The sequence below is a fragment of the Kitasatospora sp. NPDC096140 genome, assembly GCF_040303045.1.
Lineage (GTDB): Bacteria > Actinomycetota > Actinomycetes > Streptomycetales > Streptomycetaceae > Kitasatospora.
The window spans coordinates 113,403-129,387 of sequence record NZ_JBEOUW010000019.1; the positions used below are offsets into that span (position 1 = coordinate 113,403).

The 15,985-nt window shown below is 71.5% G+C and carries 13 protein-coding genes; 6 read left to right on the top strand and 7 right to left on the bottom strand.

Annotated elements, in window-relative coordinates; genetic code table 11:
• Positions 1 to 3: 3 nt before the first annotated feature.
• The 3 genes from ABT048_RS21205 to ABT048_RS21215 all read right to left on the bottom strand — a co-directional run bounded on the left by ABT048_RS21205 (position 4) and on the right by ABT048_RS21215 (position 3,235).
• Complete coding sequence (locus ABT048_RS21205) at positions 4 to 831, bottom strand: carbohydrate ABC transporter permease (protein ID WP_350522980.1); 828 nt, start codon at positions 829 to 831, stop codon at positions 4 to 6.
• Positions 828 to 1,856, bottom strand: a complete 1,029-nt coding sequence (locus ABT048_RS21210; protein ID WP_350522981.1) for a carbohydrate ABC transporter permease — start codon at positions 1,854 to 1,856, stop codon at positions 828 to 830. Before ABT048_RS21210 ends, ABT048_RS21205 begins: the two co-directional genes overlap by 4 nt.
• 89 nt (positions 1,857 to 1,945) lie before the next feature.
• A complete protein-coding gene (locus tag ABT048_RS21215; protein ID WP_350522982.1) occupies positions 1,946 to 3,235 on the bottom strand; it encodes an extracellular solute-binding protein in 1,290 nt (429 codons plus the stop codon).
• Positions 3,236 to 3,572: 337 nt separating this feature from the next.
• On the opposite strand from ABT048_RS21215, the gene ABT048_RS21220 reads away from it, so the two are divergent.
• From ABT048_RS21220 to ABT048_RS21235, 4 genes are all read left to right on the top strand, one after another.
• Complete coding sequence (locus ABT048_RS21220; RefSeq protein ID WP_350522983.1) at positions 3,573 to 4,364, top strand: GntR family transcriptional regulator; 792 nt, start codon at positions 3,573 to 3,575, stop codon at positions 4,362 to 4,364.
• 391 nt (positions 4,365 to 4,755) lie between these two features.
• On the top strand, positions 4,756 to 5,019 hold the full coding sequence (locus ABT048_RS21225) for a DUF3311 domain-containing protein (protein WP_350522984.1): 264 nt from the start codon (positions 4,756 to 4,758) through the stop codon (positions 5,017 to 5,019).
• Entirely contained in the window at positions 5,016 to 6,629 is a 1,614-nt protein-coding gene (gene mctP, locus ABT048_RS21230; RefSeq protein ID WP_350522985.1) for a monocarboxylate uptake permease MctP, read from the top strand. Before ABT048_RS21225 ends, mctP begins: the two co-directional genes overlap by 4 nt.
• A gap of 154 nt (positions 6,630 to 6,783) precedes the next feature.
• Entirely contained in the window at positions 6,784 to 7,575 is a 792-nt protein-coding gene (locus ABT048_RS21235) for a histidine phosphatase family protein (protein ID WP_350522986.1), read from the top strand.
• Positions 7,576 to 7,624: 49 nt separating this feature from the next.
• Here ABT048_RS21235 and ABT048_RS21240 read toward each other — a convergent pair whose 3' ends face one another.
• Entirely contained in the window at positions 7,625 to 8,599 is a 975-nt protein-coding gene (locus ABT048_RS21240) for a helix-turn-helix domain-containing protein (RefSeq protein WP_350522987.1), read from the bottom strand.
• Positions 8,600 to 9,052: 453 nt separating this feature from the next.
• Between ABT048_RS21240 and ABT048_RS21245 the strand changes: the two genes are divergently transcribed.
• Entirely contained in the window at positions 9,053 to 9,547 is a 495-nt protein-coding gene (locus ABT048_RS21245) for a GNAT family N-acetyltransferase (protein WP_350522988.1), read from the top strand.
• A gap of 27 nt (positions 9,548 to 9,574) precedes the next feature.
• On the opposite strand, the gene ABT048_RS21250 is transcribed toward ABT048_RS21245, so the two are convergent.
• The 3 genes from ABT048_RS21250 to ABT048_RS21260 all read right to left on the bottom strand — a co-directional run bounded on the left by ABT048_RS21250 (position 9,575) and on the right by ABT048_RS21260 (position 14,130).
• Positions 9,575 to 11,260 carry an ArnT family glycosyltransferase gene (locus tag ABT048_RS21250; RefSeq protein WP_350522989.1) on the bottom strand — a complete coding sequence of 562 codons (1,686 nt, stop codon included), beginning with the start codon at positions 11,258 to 11,260 and terminating at the stop codon, positions 9,575 to 9,577.
• 139 nt (positions 11,261 to 11,399) lie between these two features.
• Complete coding sequence (locus ABT048_RS21255; RefSeq protein WP_350522990.1) at positions 11,400 to 12,809, bottom strand: LamG domain-containing protein; 1,410 nt, start codon at positions 12,807 to 12,809, stop codon at positions 11,400 to 11,402.
• A 94-nt stretch (positions 12,810 to 12,903) separates the two neighbouring features.
• On the bottom strand, positions 12,904 to 14,130 hold the full coding sequence (locus ABT048_RS21260; protein ID WP_350522991.1) for a ricin-type beta-trefoil lectin domain protein: 1,227 nt from the start codon (positions 14,128 to 14,130) through the stop codon (positions 12,904 to 12,906).
• 435 nt (positions 14,131 to 14,565) lie between these two features.
• Here ABT048_RS21260 and ABT048_RS21265 point away from each other — a divergent pair, with 435 nt between their 5' ends.
• Entirely contained in the window at positions 14,566 to 15,984 is a 1,419-nt protein-coding gene (locus ABT048_RS21265; RefSeq protein WP_350523033.1) for a glycosyltransferase family 2 protein, read from the top strand.
• The last annotated feature ends 1 nt before the right edge of the window (position 15,985 follow it).

Sequence of the window (15,985 nt, forward strand, 5' to 3'; positions counted from 1 at the left end):
GACTCAGCCCTTCACGGCGCCGTCGGTCAGACCGCCGACCGCCTTGCGCTGCAGGAAGATGAACAGGATCAGCACGGGGATGGCGAACATCGTGGACGCCGCCATGGTGGCGCCCCAGTCGTTGCCGAAGGCCGTCTTGAAGGAGGACAGCCACAGCGGGAGGGTCTTGCCCTCCTCCTTGTTCAGGATCAGGACGAGCGGGAACTCGTTCCACGCCGTGATGAAGCCGAACAGCGAGGTCGACATCAGGCCGGGGGCCAGCAGCGGGAAGATCACCTTCACGAAGGCCTGGGTGCGGGTGCAGCCGTCCACCATGGCCGACTCCTCCAGCTCCTTCGGCACCGCGGCGATGAAGCCGCGCAGCGTCCAGATGGTGAAGGGCAGGACCATCATCATGTAGAAGAGCGTCAGCGGCAGCAGGCTGTTCAGCATGTCGTTGTCGCGGGAGATCATGTACACCGCGATGGTCATGACCTCCCACGGCGCCATCTGCGCGATCATGACGACCAGCACGAAGGCCTTGCGGCCGCGGAACTTCATCCGGGCGATGGCGAAGGACGCCAGGGTCGCGATCACCAGCGAGAGCAGCACCGCGCCGACGGTGGCGGTGACGCTGTTGGCGACGTACGTCCAGAAGTTCGGCGCGTTGACCGCGGTGGTGAAGTGGTCGAGCGTGCCGTCGAGCGGGAGGAACACCGGCGTCTTGCTGATGATGTCGCGGTCCTGCTTGAAGGAGGTCGCGACCATCCAGTAGACGGGGAAGATGAAGAAGACGAAGAGGACGACCGCGATCACGTTCGGCCAGGTACGTCCGAAGAGAGAGCGCCTCACAGCTCGTCCTCCTGCTTGATCATGATGCGGAAGTAGTACGCCATCAGCGCGCCCAGCATCAGGATGGTGAGCACCGCGATCGCGGAGCCGATGCCGTAGTGCTGGCCGGACGAGCCCTCCAGGAACGCGTGCACGGGCAGGGTCCTGGTCAGGTTCTCGGGGCCGCCGCCGTTGATCGCGTAGACCTGGGTGAAGGACTTGAACACCCAGATGACTTCGAGGAAGGTCGTGGCGAGGAAGAACGGCTTCAGGTTGGGGAAGATCACCAGGCTGAAGATCTTGCCGGAGCCGGCGCCGTCCATCCGGGCGGCCTCGTAGAGCTCCTTGGGGATGGTGGTCAGAGCGGCGTACATGTTGAACGCCACGAACGGGATCGACTGCCAGACGATCAGCAGGATGACCACGAAGAAGGTCGAGTACTGCGAGCTGAGCCAGTTGTAGTCGGCCATGGAGTGCCAACCGAGCTGGTCCAGGAACCAGTTGACGACGCCCCACTGCTGGTCGAACAGCCAGGTGTAGACGGTGGTCGCGGCGACCACCGGCATGGCCCAGGCCATCAGCAGCGAGATCGACAGCGCCAGGCGCATCCGCTTGCCGAGGTGGTTGAGCAGCAGGCCGACCAGCGTGCCGCCGACCATGATCAGCACCACGTTGACCAGGGTGAAGACGACGGTGCGCCCGGTGACCGACCAGAAGTCCGGGTCGGTCAGCTGCTCCTTGTAGTTGTCGAAGCCGGTCCACTCCGTGAGGTGCATGACCAGCTGGCGCCTGTTGAGGTTCTGGAACGACAGCAGGACCGTCTTGACCAGCGGCCAGCCCAGCAGGGCGATGGTCGCCAGGGTGGCCGGCAGCAGCAACAGGTACGGCGCGAAGCGGGAGCCCAGTCCGGGGGCGCCCGGCGGTCTGGTGCGCTTCGGTCCGGCGCCGCCGGCACCGCCGCCCGCGACAGTCGTCCCGGTCCCGTCCACCACGGCCTCCCCCGCGTCCGGGGACGGTGCCTGCACCCGCTCTGAATGCACAGCCATCGTTCTCACTTCCTCACAACCCGACCACGACGGACGGGCGCCGCCCACCGGCCCCCCGCCGGGAGCCGGTGAGCGACGCCGCTCGATGCCTACTGCTTCTGGTTGAGCCGCTTCGCGATCTCGTCGTCGTACTTCTTGGCCGTGGCGGCGTAGTCGCCGCCCTGCAGGGCGGCGGTCAGGAAGTCCTTGATCGGGTTCGGCTTGTCCTCGACGCTGGCCCAGTTCGGGGTGTTCGGGGTGATGCCGCCGACCGCCGCGGCCGTCTGGGCGGCCTTCGCGAAGTCACCGGTGATCTGGCTGTTCAGCGCGGCCTTGTTGGGGATGTTGCCCGCAGCGGCGACCAGGCCCTCGTTCTTGTCGTTGAGGGCGACCTTCAGGAAGTCCTTCGCCATGTCGGTGTTCTTGCTCTGCGAGGCGACCGCGAGGTTCGAGCCGCCGAGGAAGACACCGGAGGGCTTGTCGGCGGTCTTGCCCGGGAGCGGGAAGAAGCCGATCTTGTCCTTGGCCATCTCCTCCGGCTTGGGCAGCTCCCAGCCGAGGGCGATCATGGCGCCGACGTTGCCCTTGGCGAAGACGTCCTTCTGCTGCGGGGTGGCCTCGTCCTTGTCCTTCGGACCGGTGGCCGAGTAGCCCTGCAGCTTCTTGTAGGTCTCGAAGGCCTTCTGCGCCTCGGGCGAGGACAGGCCGCCGACCCACTTGTCGCCGTCCTTCTTGGCGATCTTGCCGCCCTCACCGGTCAGCAGGCCGAAGTAGGTGTACCACTCCTGGCCCGGCAGGTAGATCGGGTCGGCGACGCCCTCGGTGCCCTTGAGCTTGTCGAGGTCGGTGTAGAACTCGTCCAGGGTCTTCGGGGTGTCGGTCAGGCCGGCCTTGGCCCACAGGTCCTTGTTGTAGGCGACGACGCGGTTGGAGACCCACCACGGGGCGGCGTACTGCTTGCCGTCCAGGATCGCGGCCTCGTTCTGGTTGGCGGCCCAACCGTCGCCCCCCAGGGCGGACTTGTCCTTGGTGATGTCCAGCAGGCCGCCCGAGGCCGCGTAACCGGCGGTCTGGGTGTTGCCGATCTCCAGGACGTCGACGGAGCCCTCGGACAGCGCGGCGGTGACCTTCGGGCCGATGCCGTCCCACTCCTGGATCTGGAAGTCGACCTTGGAGCCCGGGTAGGTGGTCTCGAAGTCCGCCTTGACCGCGTCCGTCCAGCCCTTCGGGGCCGAGCCGGTCATCAGCCACACCTTCAGCGTCTTGCCCTTGTACTTGTCGGCCGCCGAGGAGGACGACGACTTCGAGTCACCGTCACTCTTCTTGCCGTCCGAGCCGCAAGCCGCCAGGCCGACGACCATTGCTGCGACGCCGACCGCCGCGATGAGCTGACGCTTCACGCCATCCTCCTGAGGGATGCCTGGTTTACCCCCGTCGGGCGGCAGCGGCAGACCCACACAAAGCGGGGGAATCGGTGCCGCGGAACCCTTCGAACGGGTGGGGGGATGAATAGTGACCGGCCTAGTGGTGTAGACCAGATGCCTGGAGCTTGGCCTAGACCAATGGGCCTGTCAACGGCTGTTCGACCGATCTCGACCACCCGTTATCAAGCCGACACCGCACATCGTTCATCGCGTGATGAGGTATTCGTTCCGCAGCCATACATGCAACGATGTGAGCCGTTAACGATGTGGTGGGGCCTGTGAAGGCCCTGCGAGAAGCGGGAGAACAGGTCCGATGAGCAGCGACGGGGGAACCACCGCCCAGGCCGAAGACCCCGAGGTGAAGAACCTCCCGAACCAGGCCGGCACCGACCCGACCGCGCGCGTCCCCAAGTACTACGGGCTCAAGCGCCACCTGCTGCAGCTCACCGAGACCCAGCCGGCCGGCACCCCGGTCCCGCCGGAGCGCGCCCTGGCCGCCCAGTTCGACACCTCGCGCACCACCGTCCGCCAGGCCCTGCAGGAACTGGTCGTCGAGGGCAGGCTGGAGCGCATCCAGGGCAAGGGCACCTTCGTCGCCAAGCCCAAGGTCGCCCAGGCGCTGCAGCTCACCTCCTACACCGAGGACATGCGGGCCCAGGGCCTGGAACCCGCCTCACGGCTGATCGAGATCGGCTACATCACCGCCGACGACCACCTCGCCCCGCTGCTCGACATCAAGCCCGGCGGGCGCGTGCTGCGGATCGAGCGGCTGCGCCTGGCCAACGGCGACCCGATGGCCATCGAGGTCGCGCACCTGTCCGCGAAGCGCTTCCCCGCCCTGCGGCGCAACCTGGCCAAGCACAACTCGCTGTACGCGGCGCTGCGCGAGGTGTACGGGGTCACCGTGGCCGAGGCCGAGGAGACCATCGAGACCACCCTGGCCAACCCGCGCGAGGCCGGGCTGCTCGGCTCCGACCTCGGCCTGCCGATGCTGCAGCTGTCCCGGCACTCCTTCGACGCCGAGGGCAACCCGGTCGAGTGGGTCCGCTCCATCTACCGGGGCGACCGCTACAAGTTCATCACCCGCCTGAAGCGCCCGGAGTAGGCGCCCGGAGCAGGCACCCGGGACGGCTCCCGGAGCGGGTGCCGCCCCGGCTGAAGCGTCCGGCGCGGACGCACTCCCCCACCGCGCCACGGGCACCGGCGCGCGCGACCTGCGCGCCGGTGCCTTCCGCTTCCCGTGACGGTGTTTTTCGTGTCCCGCGGCGGCGGGGATCGGTCGGTCACGTCCGACTGGTGGGAAGTTCCGTCGTTCCCGGTGACATGGATCACGCCATGCTCTAGATTGCGCAGCCGTACTGACTGCCGATCACCGATGGTGCTGCCCGGCGGGCTCGCGGGGGCGTGCGGTGCTCCCGGGGCTGCGGCGCCGACGGGGAGAACCCTCCGGAGCGGAGCCGAAGATGCCGTCTGATCCCGATACGTTCGAAGATGTCATGCCCGAGCCAGTCGGGGCGCCCGTCCCGGCGGTGACCCCCGAGCGGGTGCTGGCCGGTCTCGCCCTGCTCGTGCCGATCGTCGCGATGCTCTGGGTGTCCTCGTACGACAAGTCGGACCCGGCGGTGGCCGGGATTCCGTTCTTCTACTGGTACCAGCTGCTCTGGGTGCCTGCGTCGGCCGTCTTCACCGTCGCCGCGTACCTGCTGATCAACCGGGACGAGAAGGCCCGCAAGGCGGCCCGGAAGGGCGGTGTCCGATGAAGGACGTCAACGTGCCGGCCCTCGTGGTCTTCGTGCTGTTCTTCGCCCTGGTCACCGTGATGGGCTTCCTCGCCTCGCGCTGGCGCCGCGCGGACGACGCGGCGCACCTGGACGAGTGGGGCCTGGGCGGGCGCAGCTTCGGGACCTGGGTGACCTGGTTCCTGCTCGGCGGCGACCTGTACACCGCGTACACCTTCGTCGCCGTCCCGGCCGCCGTGTACGCCACCGGCGCGGCCGGGTTCTTCGCCGTGCCGTACACGATCATCGCCTACCCGCTGGTCTTCCTCTTCCTGCCGCGGCTCTGGTCGGTCTCCCGGGTGCACGGCTACGTGACCCCGGCCGACTTCGTCCGCGGCCGGTACGGCTCGCGGCCGCTGTCCCTGGTGGTCGCGCTGACCGGGATCCTGGCCACCATGCCGTACATCGCCCTGCAGCTCGTCGGCATCCAGGCGGTGCTGGACGTGCTGGGCGTCGGCGGCGGGGAGAACGCCAACTGGTTCGTCAAGGACCTGCCGCTGTTCATCGCCTTCGGTGTGCTGGCCGCCTACACGTATTCCTCCGGCCTGCGCGCCCCGGCGCTGATCGCCTTCGTCAAGGACGCCCTGATCTACATCGTGATCATCGTCGCGGTGATCTACATCCCGATCCGCCTCGGCGGCTACGGGCACATCTTCGACGCGGCCGCGCACAAGTTCGGCGCACCGGGCGCCAAGGGGGCGATGACCGTCCCGCACGACAAGCAGTGGACGTACGCGACGCTGGCCCTCGGCTCTGCGATGGCCCTGTTCATGTACCCGCACTCGGTGACCGGTGTGCTGGCCTCCAAGTCCCGCAACACCGTGCGCCGCAACATGGCGATCATGCCCGCGTACTCGCTGATGCTGGGCCTGCTGGCGCTGCTCGGCTTCATGGCGATCGCGGCGGGCGTCGGCAAGGGCGACAAGACCTACAACGCCCAGCTCTCGGTGCCGCAGCTGTTCGCGAGCATGTTCCCGGACTGGTTCACCGGCGTGGCCTTCGCCGCGATCGGGATCGGCGCGCTGGTGCCGGCCGCCATCATGTCGATCGCTGCGGCCAACCTGTTCACCCGCAACGTCTACAAGGACTGGCTCAAGCCCGCCGCCACCCCCGCCGACGAGACCCGCGTCGCCAAGGCGGTCTCGCTGCTGGTGAAGGTCGGCGCGCTGGTCTTCGTGCTCGGCATGGACAAGCAGGCCGCGATCAACCTGCAGCTGCTGGGCGGCCTGTGGATCCTGCAGACCTTCGTCGCCATCGTCGGCGGCCTGTTCACCCGCTGGTTCCACCACTGGGCGCTGTTCGCGGGCTGGGCGGCCGGCATGGTCTACGGCACCTGGAAGGCGTACGGCCTCGCCAGCCCGGCCACCAAGCACTTCGGCGGCAACGCCGCCGAGATCCCCGGCATCGGCGAGATCGGCTACATCGGCCTGACCGCCTTCGCGCTGAACCTGATCGTCGCGGTGGCGCTCACCCTCGTGCTGCGGGCCGCCAAGGCGCCCGAGGGCCCGGACGAGACCAAGCCGTCCGACTACAGCGCCGACGCCGGCGACGACGAGCTGAAGAACGCGCCGGAGCCCGTAGCGGCGCACTGATTCGCGACGTACGCGCCCTGTGATCGTGCCGCCTTCTCCGTGAACACTGGAGAAGGCGGCGCGATCATATGTATGAACAGGCGTGCACGCCGGGCACCACCAGACCGGACCGGCAACCGGCCGGGACCTGATCGACCACGGGGAGCTCGCGGCCATGGCAGAACTCGGTACCACCCTCAACGGCCAGCACCAGTCCACCCAGAGCCACCACCACCTCACGGCCCATCGTCCGGCGGCGGCCACCCGGCTGCCGTCCGTCCTGATCGCGACCCGGCACGGCGAGTCCACCGCCAACGTGGAGTTCCAGCTGGCCGAGGCCGCCGGCGCGCTCAGCGTCCCGATCAGCTGCCGCGACGCCGACATCCCGCTGTCGCTGCACGGCCGGGAGCAGGCCCGGGCGCTCGGCCGCTGGTGGGCCGCCCTGCCCAGCGCCGACCGGCCGCGCAGCGTCTGGTGCTCACCGTACGTGCGCACCACGGAGACCGCCGGAATCGCGCTCGCCCAGGCCGCCGGGCTCGGCGCCGTCCCGGTCTCGCTGGCCGTCCGCTACGACGAGCGGCTGCGCGACCGCGAGCTCGGCGTCCTGGAGATGCTGCCGAAGGCCGCCATCGAGGCCAAGCACCCGGAGGAGGCGGCCCGGCGCCGCAAGATGGGCGAGCTCTACTACCGCCCGCCCGGCGGCGAGTCCTGGGCCGACGTCGCGCTGCGGGTGCGCAGCCTGCTGCGGGACGTCTGCGAGGAGGAGGCCGGCCGGCCCGTCCTGCTGGTCGCGCACGACTGCACGGTGCTGATGCTCCGCTACGCGCTGGACCGGCTCACCGAGGAGCAGCTCGTCGCGCTCGGGCCGGTGCACAACTGCTCCACCAGCATGTGGCGGGCCCAGGAGGGGCGACTGCGGCCGGACCGCTGGAACGTCGTCGACCACCTGGCGGCCGCGGAGGACTGACGCACCGTCGTCTCGGCGCCGCAACGCCCACGCCCTCACGCCGGTGCCGTCACACCAGCGACGGATCGGCGAAGCCGCGCCGGTAGGACAGCGGCGTGGTGCCCAGCCGGCGGCCGAAGTGGTGCCGCAGCGCGGCCGCGTTGCCGAAGCCGCAGCGGGCGGCGATCGCGTCCACCGGCTCGGTGGTGGACTCCAGCAGCCGCTGGGCGAGCAGCACCCGCTGCCCGACCAGCCAGCGGTGCGGGGTGGTCCCGGTCTCCTGCCGGAACCGGCGGGCGAAGGTGCGCGGCGACATGTGCGCCCGGGCGGCCAACTGCTCGACGGTGGACTCCTCGTCGAGGTGGTGGCGCATCCAGTCGAGCAGCGGGGCCAGCGAGTCGCCGCCGCCCTCGGGCAGCGGGCGGTTGACGAACTGGGCCTGCCCGCCCTCCCGGTGCGGCGCCACCACCATCCGGCGGGCGATCTCCCGGGCCACCTCGGCGCCCTGTACCTTGCGCACCAGGTGCAGGCAGGCGTCGATGCCGGCCGCCGTCCCGGCGGAGGTGATCACCGGGTCGTCGTCCACGTACAGCACGTCCGGCTCGACGGTGGTCAGCGGGAAGCGCGCGGCCAGTGCCTCGCCGTACCGCCAGTGCGTCGCGGAGCGGCGGCCGTCCAGCAGCCCGGCGGCCCCCAGGACGAAGGCGCCGCTGCAGATGGAGAGCACCCGGCCGCCGTCCGCCACCACCGCGCGCAGCGCCGCCAGCAGCGGCTCGGGGTACTGCGCGCGGACGCCCGACGCGGTGACCACCGCGAGGTCGGCGCCGGCCAGCCGCTCGGGGCCGTGCGGGACGTCCACGGTGAAGCCCGAGTGGGTGGTGTGCGACCCCGGACGGGCGCCGGCGATCGCGAAGTCGTAGCCGGGCAGTCCGTCGGCGGTCCGGTCGAGGCCGAACACCTCGCAGGCGACGCCCAGTTCGAAGGGGTGGATCTCCTCCAGCACCACCGCGACCACGTTCTGCAGCCTGCCCCCGCTGTTCCGCATGCCGTCCAGGATGCCCCGGGAGCCCCGCGCGGGGGAAGGCGTCGGCTGGCAGGATTTCGAGGGCATCGGTCATTCCTGCCACTCGTGGGCGCCGCCGCGCCCGGCCAGAGTGGAGCGCATGGACAACGACACCATCGCCGGCGCACTCGCCCTGGCCGGAGCCGTCGGCGGCTTCGGCCTGCTCGGCGTCCTGATCGGCCGCGAGGTCTCCCGCGGCGCGGCGGCCGGCCGCGACAACCACCACCGCCCGGGCGGCTACCCGGCCGACCTCGCCCGGCCCGACCGGCTGTACGGCACCGCGCCCACCATCCCGCCGCACCCGCCGCACCCGTCCGCCCCGGCCTGCGCCCCGGCCGAGGCGGCCCGTTCGACCCCGGAGCGTTGCACCCCGGCCGGGGCGGCCCGTTCGACCCCGGAGCGTCGCACCCCGGCCGGCTCCGGCACACTGGCCGCATGGACTACCTCATCCGCCCGGCCCTTCCGGAGGACCTCGAAGACGCCGGCCGCATCACCGTCGAGGCCTTCGTCGACGGCGGCTTCACCTCGCCCGGGAGCAGCTACGTCGAGCTCCTGCGCGACGCCGAGCGCCGGGCCCGGGAGGCCGAGCTCCTGGTCGCGGTCGACCCGGCCGAGGGACGGGTCCTCGGCTGCGTGACCTTCGCGGTCGGCGGCACCGAGTGGGCGGACATCGCCACCGAGCGCGAGGGCGAGATCCGGATGCTCGCCACCGACGCCGCCGCCCGCGGCCGGGGCGTCGGCGAGGCGCTGGTGCGCGCCTCCCTCGCCCGCACCCGCGAACTCGGTCTGGCCGGCATGGCGTTCTCCACCCGCCCGGAGATGACCGCCGCCCACCGCGTCTACGAGCGGGTCGGCTTCCGACGCACCCCCGAGCGCGACTGGGCGCCGTACCCGGGGATGGACCTGATGGTCTACACCCTGGCGTTCTGAGCGCCGGTCACGCCCGCGCGGCGCCGGTCACGGCTGCTTGTCGTAGCCGGGCGCCACGTAGACGGTGTACTGGCCGTGCGGGCCGCTCTTCACGACGGTGACCACCCGGTACCCGGCGGCCTTCAGCGTCGGCTGGATCGCCTTGTCGGTGGCCCCGGTCTGGGTGAAGTCCAGGACCACGACCTTCCACTCGTGCGCCTGGATGCCGGCCTGGATCGCGGGCACGCCGTTCTGCATCTCGCCGGTGGCCGGGTCGCGGCGGAAGACCGCCACCAGGTCGTGCCACTGCTGCCAGTTGCTCTGCTTGCGCAGGTAGTACGCCGGGACGTTGTAGTTCTCGACCAGGTACTTGTCCTCGCCCTTGACGATGTACGGCTCCAGCGCGGCGACGAACCCCTTCGAGTTCGACCACTCGCCGTACATCTCCCGGCCCTGGGCGGCGCCCACCCAGGCCAGCGGGCCGACCACCAGCACGGCGGCCGCGACCCCGGCCACCAGGTGCAGGCGGCCCTTCAGCCACAGCACCGTGCGGGCCAGCACCAGGCCCACCACGACGCAGGAGAACCAGGCCCCGAAGTCGACGTGCTTCTGCAGCGACAGCCAGGTGTGGATGCGGACCTGGTTCACCGGCGCCATCAGCCCGGCCAGCAGCAGCAGGACGGCCAGCCAGAACTCGGGCCAGGCCGCGCCGCCGCGCCGGCGCGCCCGCACCAGCTGCACCACCACGCCGATCAGCGCCACCACCAGCAGCGGGCCGACCCAGCGGGCGGCCTCCGAGGCCACGTAGGAGTACGAGTCGTGGCCGGGGGCGCGCTTGAGCGTGGTGTGGTTGAAGCCGTTGACGTAGCGCTCGCCGGCCGCCGCGGCCGCCGCCCCGACCGCCACCACGAAGGTGAGCAGGACCAGCAGCCCGCGCCGCCAGGCCTCCCGGGAGCGCAGCGACCCGCGCGGCCCGGCCAGCACCGCGATGCCCGCCACCACCGGGACCCACAGCAGCGCGGCGTACTTGGTGGCGCCGGCCAGCGCCAGCAGCAGACCGGAGGCGACCAGGCTCGGGTACCCGCCGCCGGTGGTCAGCCGCACCGCGAAGTACCCGGCCCAGGCGAGGATCGCCAGCGCCATCGCGTCGTAGGTGGCCAGGCCGCCCAGGAACTGGGTGGGGCCGAGCGCCACGAAGGCCGCCGCCGCGCAGAAGGCCGCGAGCGAGCCGTGCAGCCGCCGGGTCGCCAGGTGGACGGCCACGGTGGCGGAGAGCATGAACACCAGGCTCAGCAGCCGGGCGCCGTTCAGCCCGCCGGCGAAGTCCGCGGCGGCCACCACGACCGGGTAGATCAGCGGGGAGCCGGAGAAGAAGGTCTCGTACGTCGACACCGGGGTGCCGTGCCGCAGGTGCGCGATCTCCTGGTAGCCGGCGTAGATGTAGGTGCCCTCGTCGATGAAGGCGGTGTTGCTGAGGATCAGGTGGTACGAGAGCGCGCCCTGGACGAGCAGCACGGCCAGCAGCGGCAGCCAGTCGGCCCGCAGCGCCGGCCGGGCCGGGTGCGGCACCCGGGGCGGGCCGGACTTGCGGCGGCGCCGGTCGGCCGGGGACGGCTGCGCCGGCGCGGCGGCCGCGCGGTCGCGCTCGCCGAGGGCCACCCCGCCCTGCCTGGCCCCGCCCAGGACGGGCTTGCGGGTGGACTCGGGCCGGATCCAGCGGCCGTCCGCGCTCATCAGTACTGCTCCTCATCTGGGCTTTCGCATCCGGACGCGCGCCGGCGGGCGCGCGCCCCGGGGCGCGCTTCGGCCGCCGCCCCCCACTGCCGGGGCGCGGCGGCCGGACGATCGGGAGGCCGGGCGGCCCCGGGCGGGCTCAGCCGCTGAGCCAGGCCCCCACCGGTGGGACGGACGGCGGCGAGCTCGGACCGGCGACGATCTTGACGATGTCGGCCTCCGGCAGCACCTGGCTCCAGAGCTGGATGTCGGCGACCGCGCCGTGCCAGGGGTCGGCCCACTGCGAGTTGGAGCTCAGCCGCCCCACCTGCAGGGAGTTGGTGCCGCTCGGCTGCACCCCGGCCGACTTGGCCGAGGACTGCGGAGCGCCGTTGACGTACAGGGTGAGCTGGCCCGTCGGGTCGTCGTACACCCCGGTCAGCAGCACCCACTGGTTGACCGTCGCGTCGCCCTTGGACCAGGCGATCGCCGAACCGCCGCCCGGCACCTGGACCTTGAAGTACCACTGGTCGTGCCCGTTGTTGTTGGCCCGGCCCAGCGAGTACGAGTAGTACTGGCCGTCGCCCTGGCTGACCGCGCTGCGGTTGCCGTTGGGCAGGTCGACCAGCACCCGGGCGGAGACCGTGAAGCTCTTGTTCACGTCGACGATCGAGGTGGACGTCGAGGCGAAGGAGTCCGGCCCGCTGGGCAGCCTGAGGACCTGTCCGGAGAACCCGGCCATCGTCCCCTGCTTGGCGTCGGCGCCGAGGTTCAGCGGCACCTGGCCCGTCTTGGCGGGCAGGCTGCCGACGGTCGGCGGGCTGTCGATGCCCTTGACCGGCGGGGCGCTCGACGGGGTCGACGGGCCGGTCGAGACCGGGGCCGTCGGGCTCGCCGAGGTGGTGTTCTGCGTGGTCTTCTTGGTGTCCTTGGAGTGCTGGTAGTACCAGAACCCGCCGCCACCGGCCGCCGCCACCACGACCACCGCGGTCAGCACGCCGACCAGCTTGAGCCGGCGGCCGCGCTTGGCGGCCTGCTCGTTCCGCTCGGCCAGCGCCTCCCAGTCCGGCGTGCCGGAGGAGCCGGCCGGCGGCGGGAAGCCGCCCTGCTGCTGCCACTGCGTCGCGGGCTGCGTGGGCTGCGCCGGCTGCGCGGCCGACGGGAACGCCTGCGGGCCGGGCTGCGGCGCGGGCGGCTGCTGGACGGGCTGCGGGACGGCCTGGGGCTGCTGCTGGACGGGCGGCTGCGGCAGGGGCGGCTGCTGGACGGGCGGCTGCGCCTGCGGCGGCGCCACCGGACCCGGCTGCACCGGACCGGGCACCACCGGGGCCGGCCCGCCGCCCGGCTGCGGCACCGGCGGCACCGGCTGCGGGAACGGATGGGGCGTCACCTGCTGGGGCTGCTGCGCAGGCGCACCGGGCGGCGGCCCGTAGCCGGACGCGGGGCCGAAGGCACCGCTCGGAGACTGCGGTGGCACACCGGTGGCCGGAGCGGCCCCCCCGGCCGGTGCCTGCTGCGGTGGCGTGGGCGGCTGGCCCGGCTCGCCACTCGGTACCGGTCGATCGCTCATGGCCGGAATGCTAGGGCATCCGCCCCGACACGCCCATGGGGGGTGCGCGGACGGAACGTCAGTGCCGTTCCGTCCCCGGTCGCGCGGCGCCCCGTCACGCAACCCCGTTGTACGGCAGCTTCCAGCGCTGCGAGACGGTGTCCGCGCACGACCTCAGGAGCACCGGCGTGCCGTCCGCGAGCGCACCGCCCGCGGTGCCCAGGCACAGACCCGAGTCCGGGTGCCGCAGTCGCTGCCCGGGGGCGGCCACCCAGCGCTGCGCGGAGCCGCCGGTGCACTCGGCCAGCGTCACGGACGCGCGGTCGGCGGTCGGCGCCAGGCAGGCCGCTCCGCCGCGCAGCGAACCGTCGTTGCCCACCGTCCAGCCGGTCGAGACGCCCGGATCGCCGCAGGTCCCGACGGTCACCGGGGTGCCCGCGAGCCCGCCGCCGCCGTGCCGCAGGCAGATCCCGGGCGCCCCCGCCGGGACCTCCCCGGCCGGCAGGCCGACCCGGTTGTGGAAGGCGAAGGACTCGCTGCGCAGGCCGGTGCCGCCGCTCCACACCTCGAAGCCCGCCTGCACCCGGCACAGGTAGGAGCCCTTGGGGACGTACCCGCGGGCCATCGCGTCGGCGGTGAACAGCCGCAGGTTGAGGCCGCGGGTGGTGTGGGTCGGCGCCGTGCGCACGTAGCTGATGACGCTGTGCGGGCCGGTGATCGGCGCCTGGTAGACGTGGTAGCTCGCGTCCCCGAACTGCTGGGAGTCCGCGACCTTGTCGCCGGCCGGGCGCACGCTGTCGGTGGCGTCCAGCCAGACCATCAGCTCGGCGCTCTCCCCCGGCAGGCAGTTGTCCGGGGTGGAGCCGTACCAGAGGTCGAAGGAGAGGTTGAAGGAGCCGCTGACCCGGCCGTTGGCGTCCCAGTCGGCGGTCGCGTCGCCCAACGCGCTGACCGGTACGGGCAGTCCGCTCGCGCCCGGGGCGGTGGAGACGTTGGGGTAGGCGCCCGGGGCGAGCGGGTTCTTCGGGACGAAGTCGCGGATCTGGCCCACCGTGAACCCGCTGTCCCCGACCGGGTCCACGCAGACCGTGCCCGCGGTGTTCCACGGGTTCGGTTCGAGGACCTTCGACCCGCCGTCCATCGCCAGCTTGGGGAAGGGCTCCTGCACGGTCGAGCAGAGGCCGGACCCGGCTGCCGCGGTCGTCGCGGTGACGGCCGGCGGCTGTTCCACCGCCCCGACCTCGCCGCTGCACCCGGCCAGCAGCGCCGCGACCGCGCCGAACGCGGCCGCCGCCCGCAGACCCCGCGCCACGCGTCTGGCCGAGCCGTCCTCGATGATCATCACTCTTCCCCGAACCGTCCTCACCCGCTGGGCGGACACCGTACACAAGCGCTCCACCCGCACTTCCGTTCACATCACGATCGGAGCTCGATATCGGTTCCGGGTCGCCGACCGAAGAGGGGGGAGAGAACTCACAGCAACCGGTCCCGTACGATCCTGGCGTCCCCCCGCGCACCGACCGACAACGGCCGCCGTGCGGGGAAGGTTCAGACTCAACACGGCTTCGGGGGAGTAGAGCACGTGACTGTCACCGAGGGCACGCGACTCGCGGGCAGCGGTCAAACGCCCGTCTCACGACGCCGGAGCCGACGGGACCCGGCCGCCCGCAACCAGTGGGGCCTGCTCCCCCAACCCCCGGACAACACCGAGAAGTACCTGTACGCGCGCACCAACCTCTGGGTGCTGACCTGCTTCTCCGTCATCAGCTTCGGCTGCATGGTGGCCAGCGAGATCGGTCTGCTCAGCGCGACGCCGTGGTTCTTCGTGTTCGTCCCGCCGCTCGCCTTCACCATCGCCTACTACCTGATCTCCCGGTGGGTGCACGGCTTCAACCAGACCTTCGACGTGGCCGCGCACCGCGCCCTGGTCAAGTCCTGGCAGCCGGAGCGCCATCCGACCGTCGACGTCTTCCTGCCCGTCGCCGGCGAGCCGATCGAGGTGCTGCACAACACCTGGACGCACGTCGCCCGGCTGCGCGACCACTACCCGGGCGAGGTCACCCCGTACGTCCTCGACGACAGCAACAGCCCGCAACTCGCACAGATGGCCGTCGACTTCGGGTTCGTCTACGGCACCCGGAACAAGCTCGGCTGGTTCAAGAAGGCCGGCAACCTGCAGTTCGGCTTCCGCAACTCCGACAGCGACTACATCCTCATCCTGGACGCCGACTTCGCGCCCCGGCCGGACCTGCTGAACGAGATGCTCCCCTACATGGAGGCCGACCCCCGCCTCGGCATCGTCCAGTCCCCGCAGTTCTTCCGCATCCTGGACTCGCAGAACTGGATCGAGCGCGGCGCGGGCGCCGTCCAGGAGCTGTTCTACCGGACGGTGCAGGTCTCCCGGCAGCGCAACGACGGCGCCATCTGCGTCGGCAGCTGCGCGGTCTACCGGCGCGCCGCGCTGGAGGAGAACGGCGGCACCACGCTGATCGGCCACTCCGAGGACGTGCACACCGGCTTCGACCTGCGCCGCCTCGGCTGGGACCTGCAGTACATACCCGTGGCGCTCGCCACCGGTGTCTGCCCGGACAACGTCGGCGGCTTCTTCAACCAGCAGTACCGCTGGTGCACCGGCTCGATGAGCCTGCTCGGCAGCAAGAAGTTCTGGACCACCAAGCTCCGGCCGGTCACCCGCGCCTGCTACCTCTCCGGGTTCTTCTACTACATCCACACCGCGCTGTTCACCGTCGTCTCGCCGCTCATCCCGATCGTCCTGCTGCTCGCCCGGCCCGACCTGATCCGCTGGCAGAACACCGCGCTGGTGCTGCCCGGACTGCTCTACGCGACGGTCGTCTTCCCGCTCTGGCACCGCAACCCCTACCGGCTGGAGGCCTGGGCCGCCCGCATGATGTACGGCTGGGCGCACGTCTTCGCCATCTGGGACATCGTGCGCCGCAACCGGATGGCCTGGCAGCCGACCGGCTCCAGCGGCGCCAAGAAGAACAAGACCCGCCGCTTCTGGATCGCCGTCATCGCCTGGGGCGGCGGGACGGCCCTGCTCTGGGTGTTCCTGAGCATCTGGCGGATGCTCACCATGGGCCCGCTGAACTTCGCCCTCGTCCTCGCCTCCGGCCTGTTCTACGCCACCATCGTGGGCCGGGTCCTCGTCCAGCCGCGCCCCACGGAAGCAGTGTGAT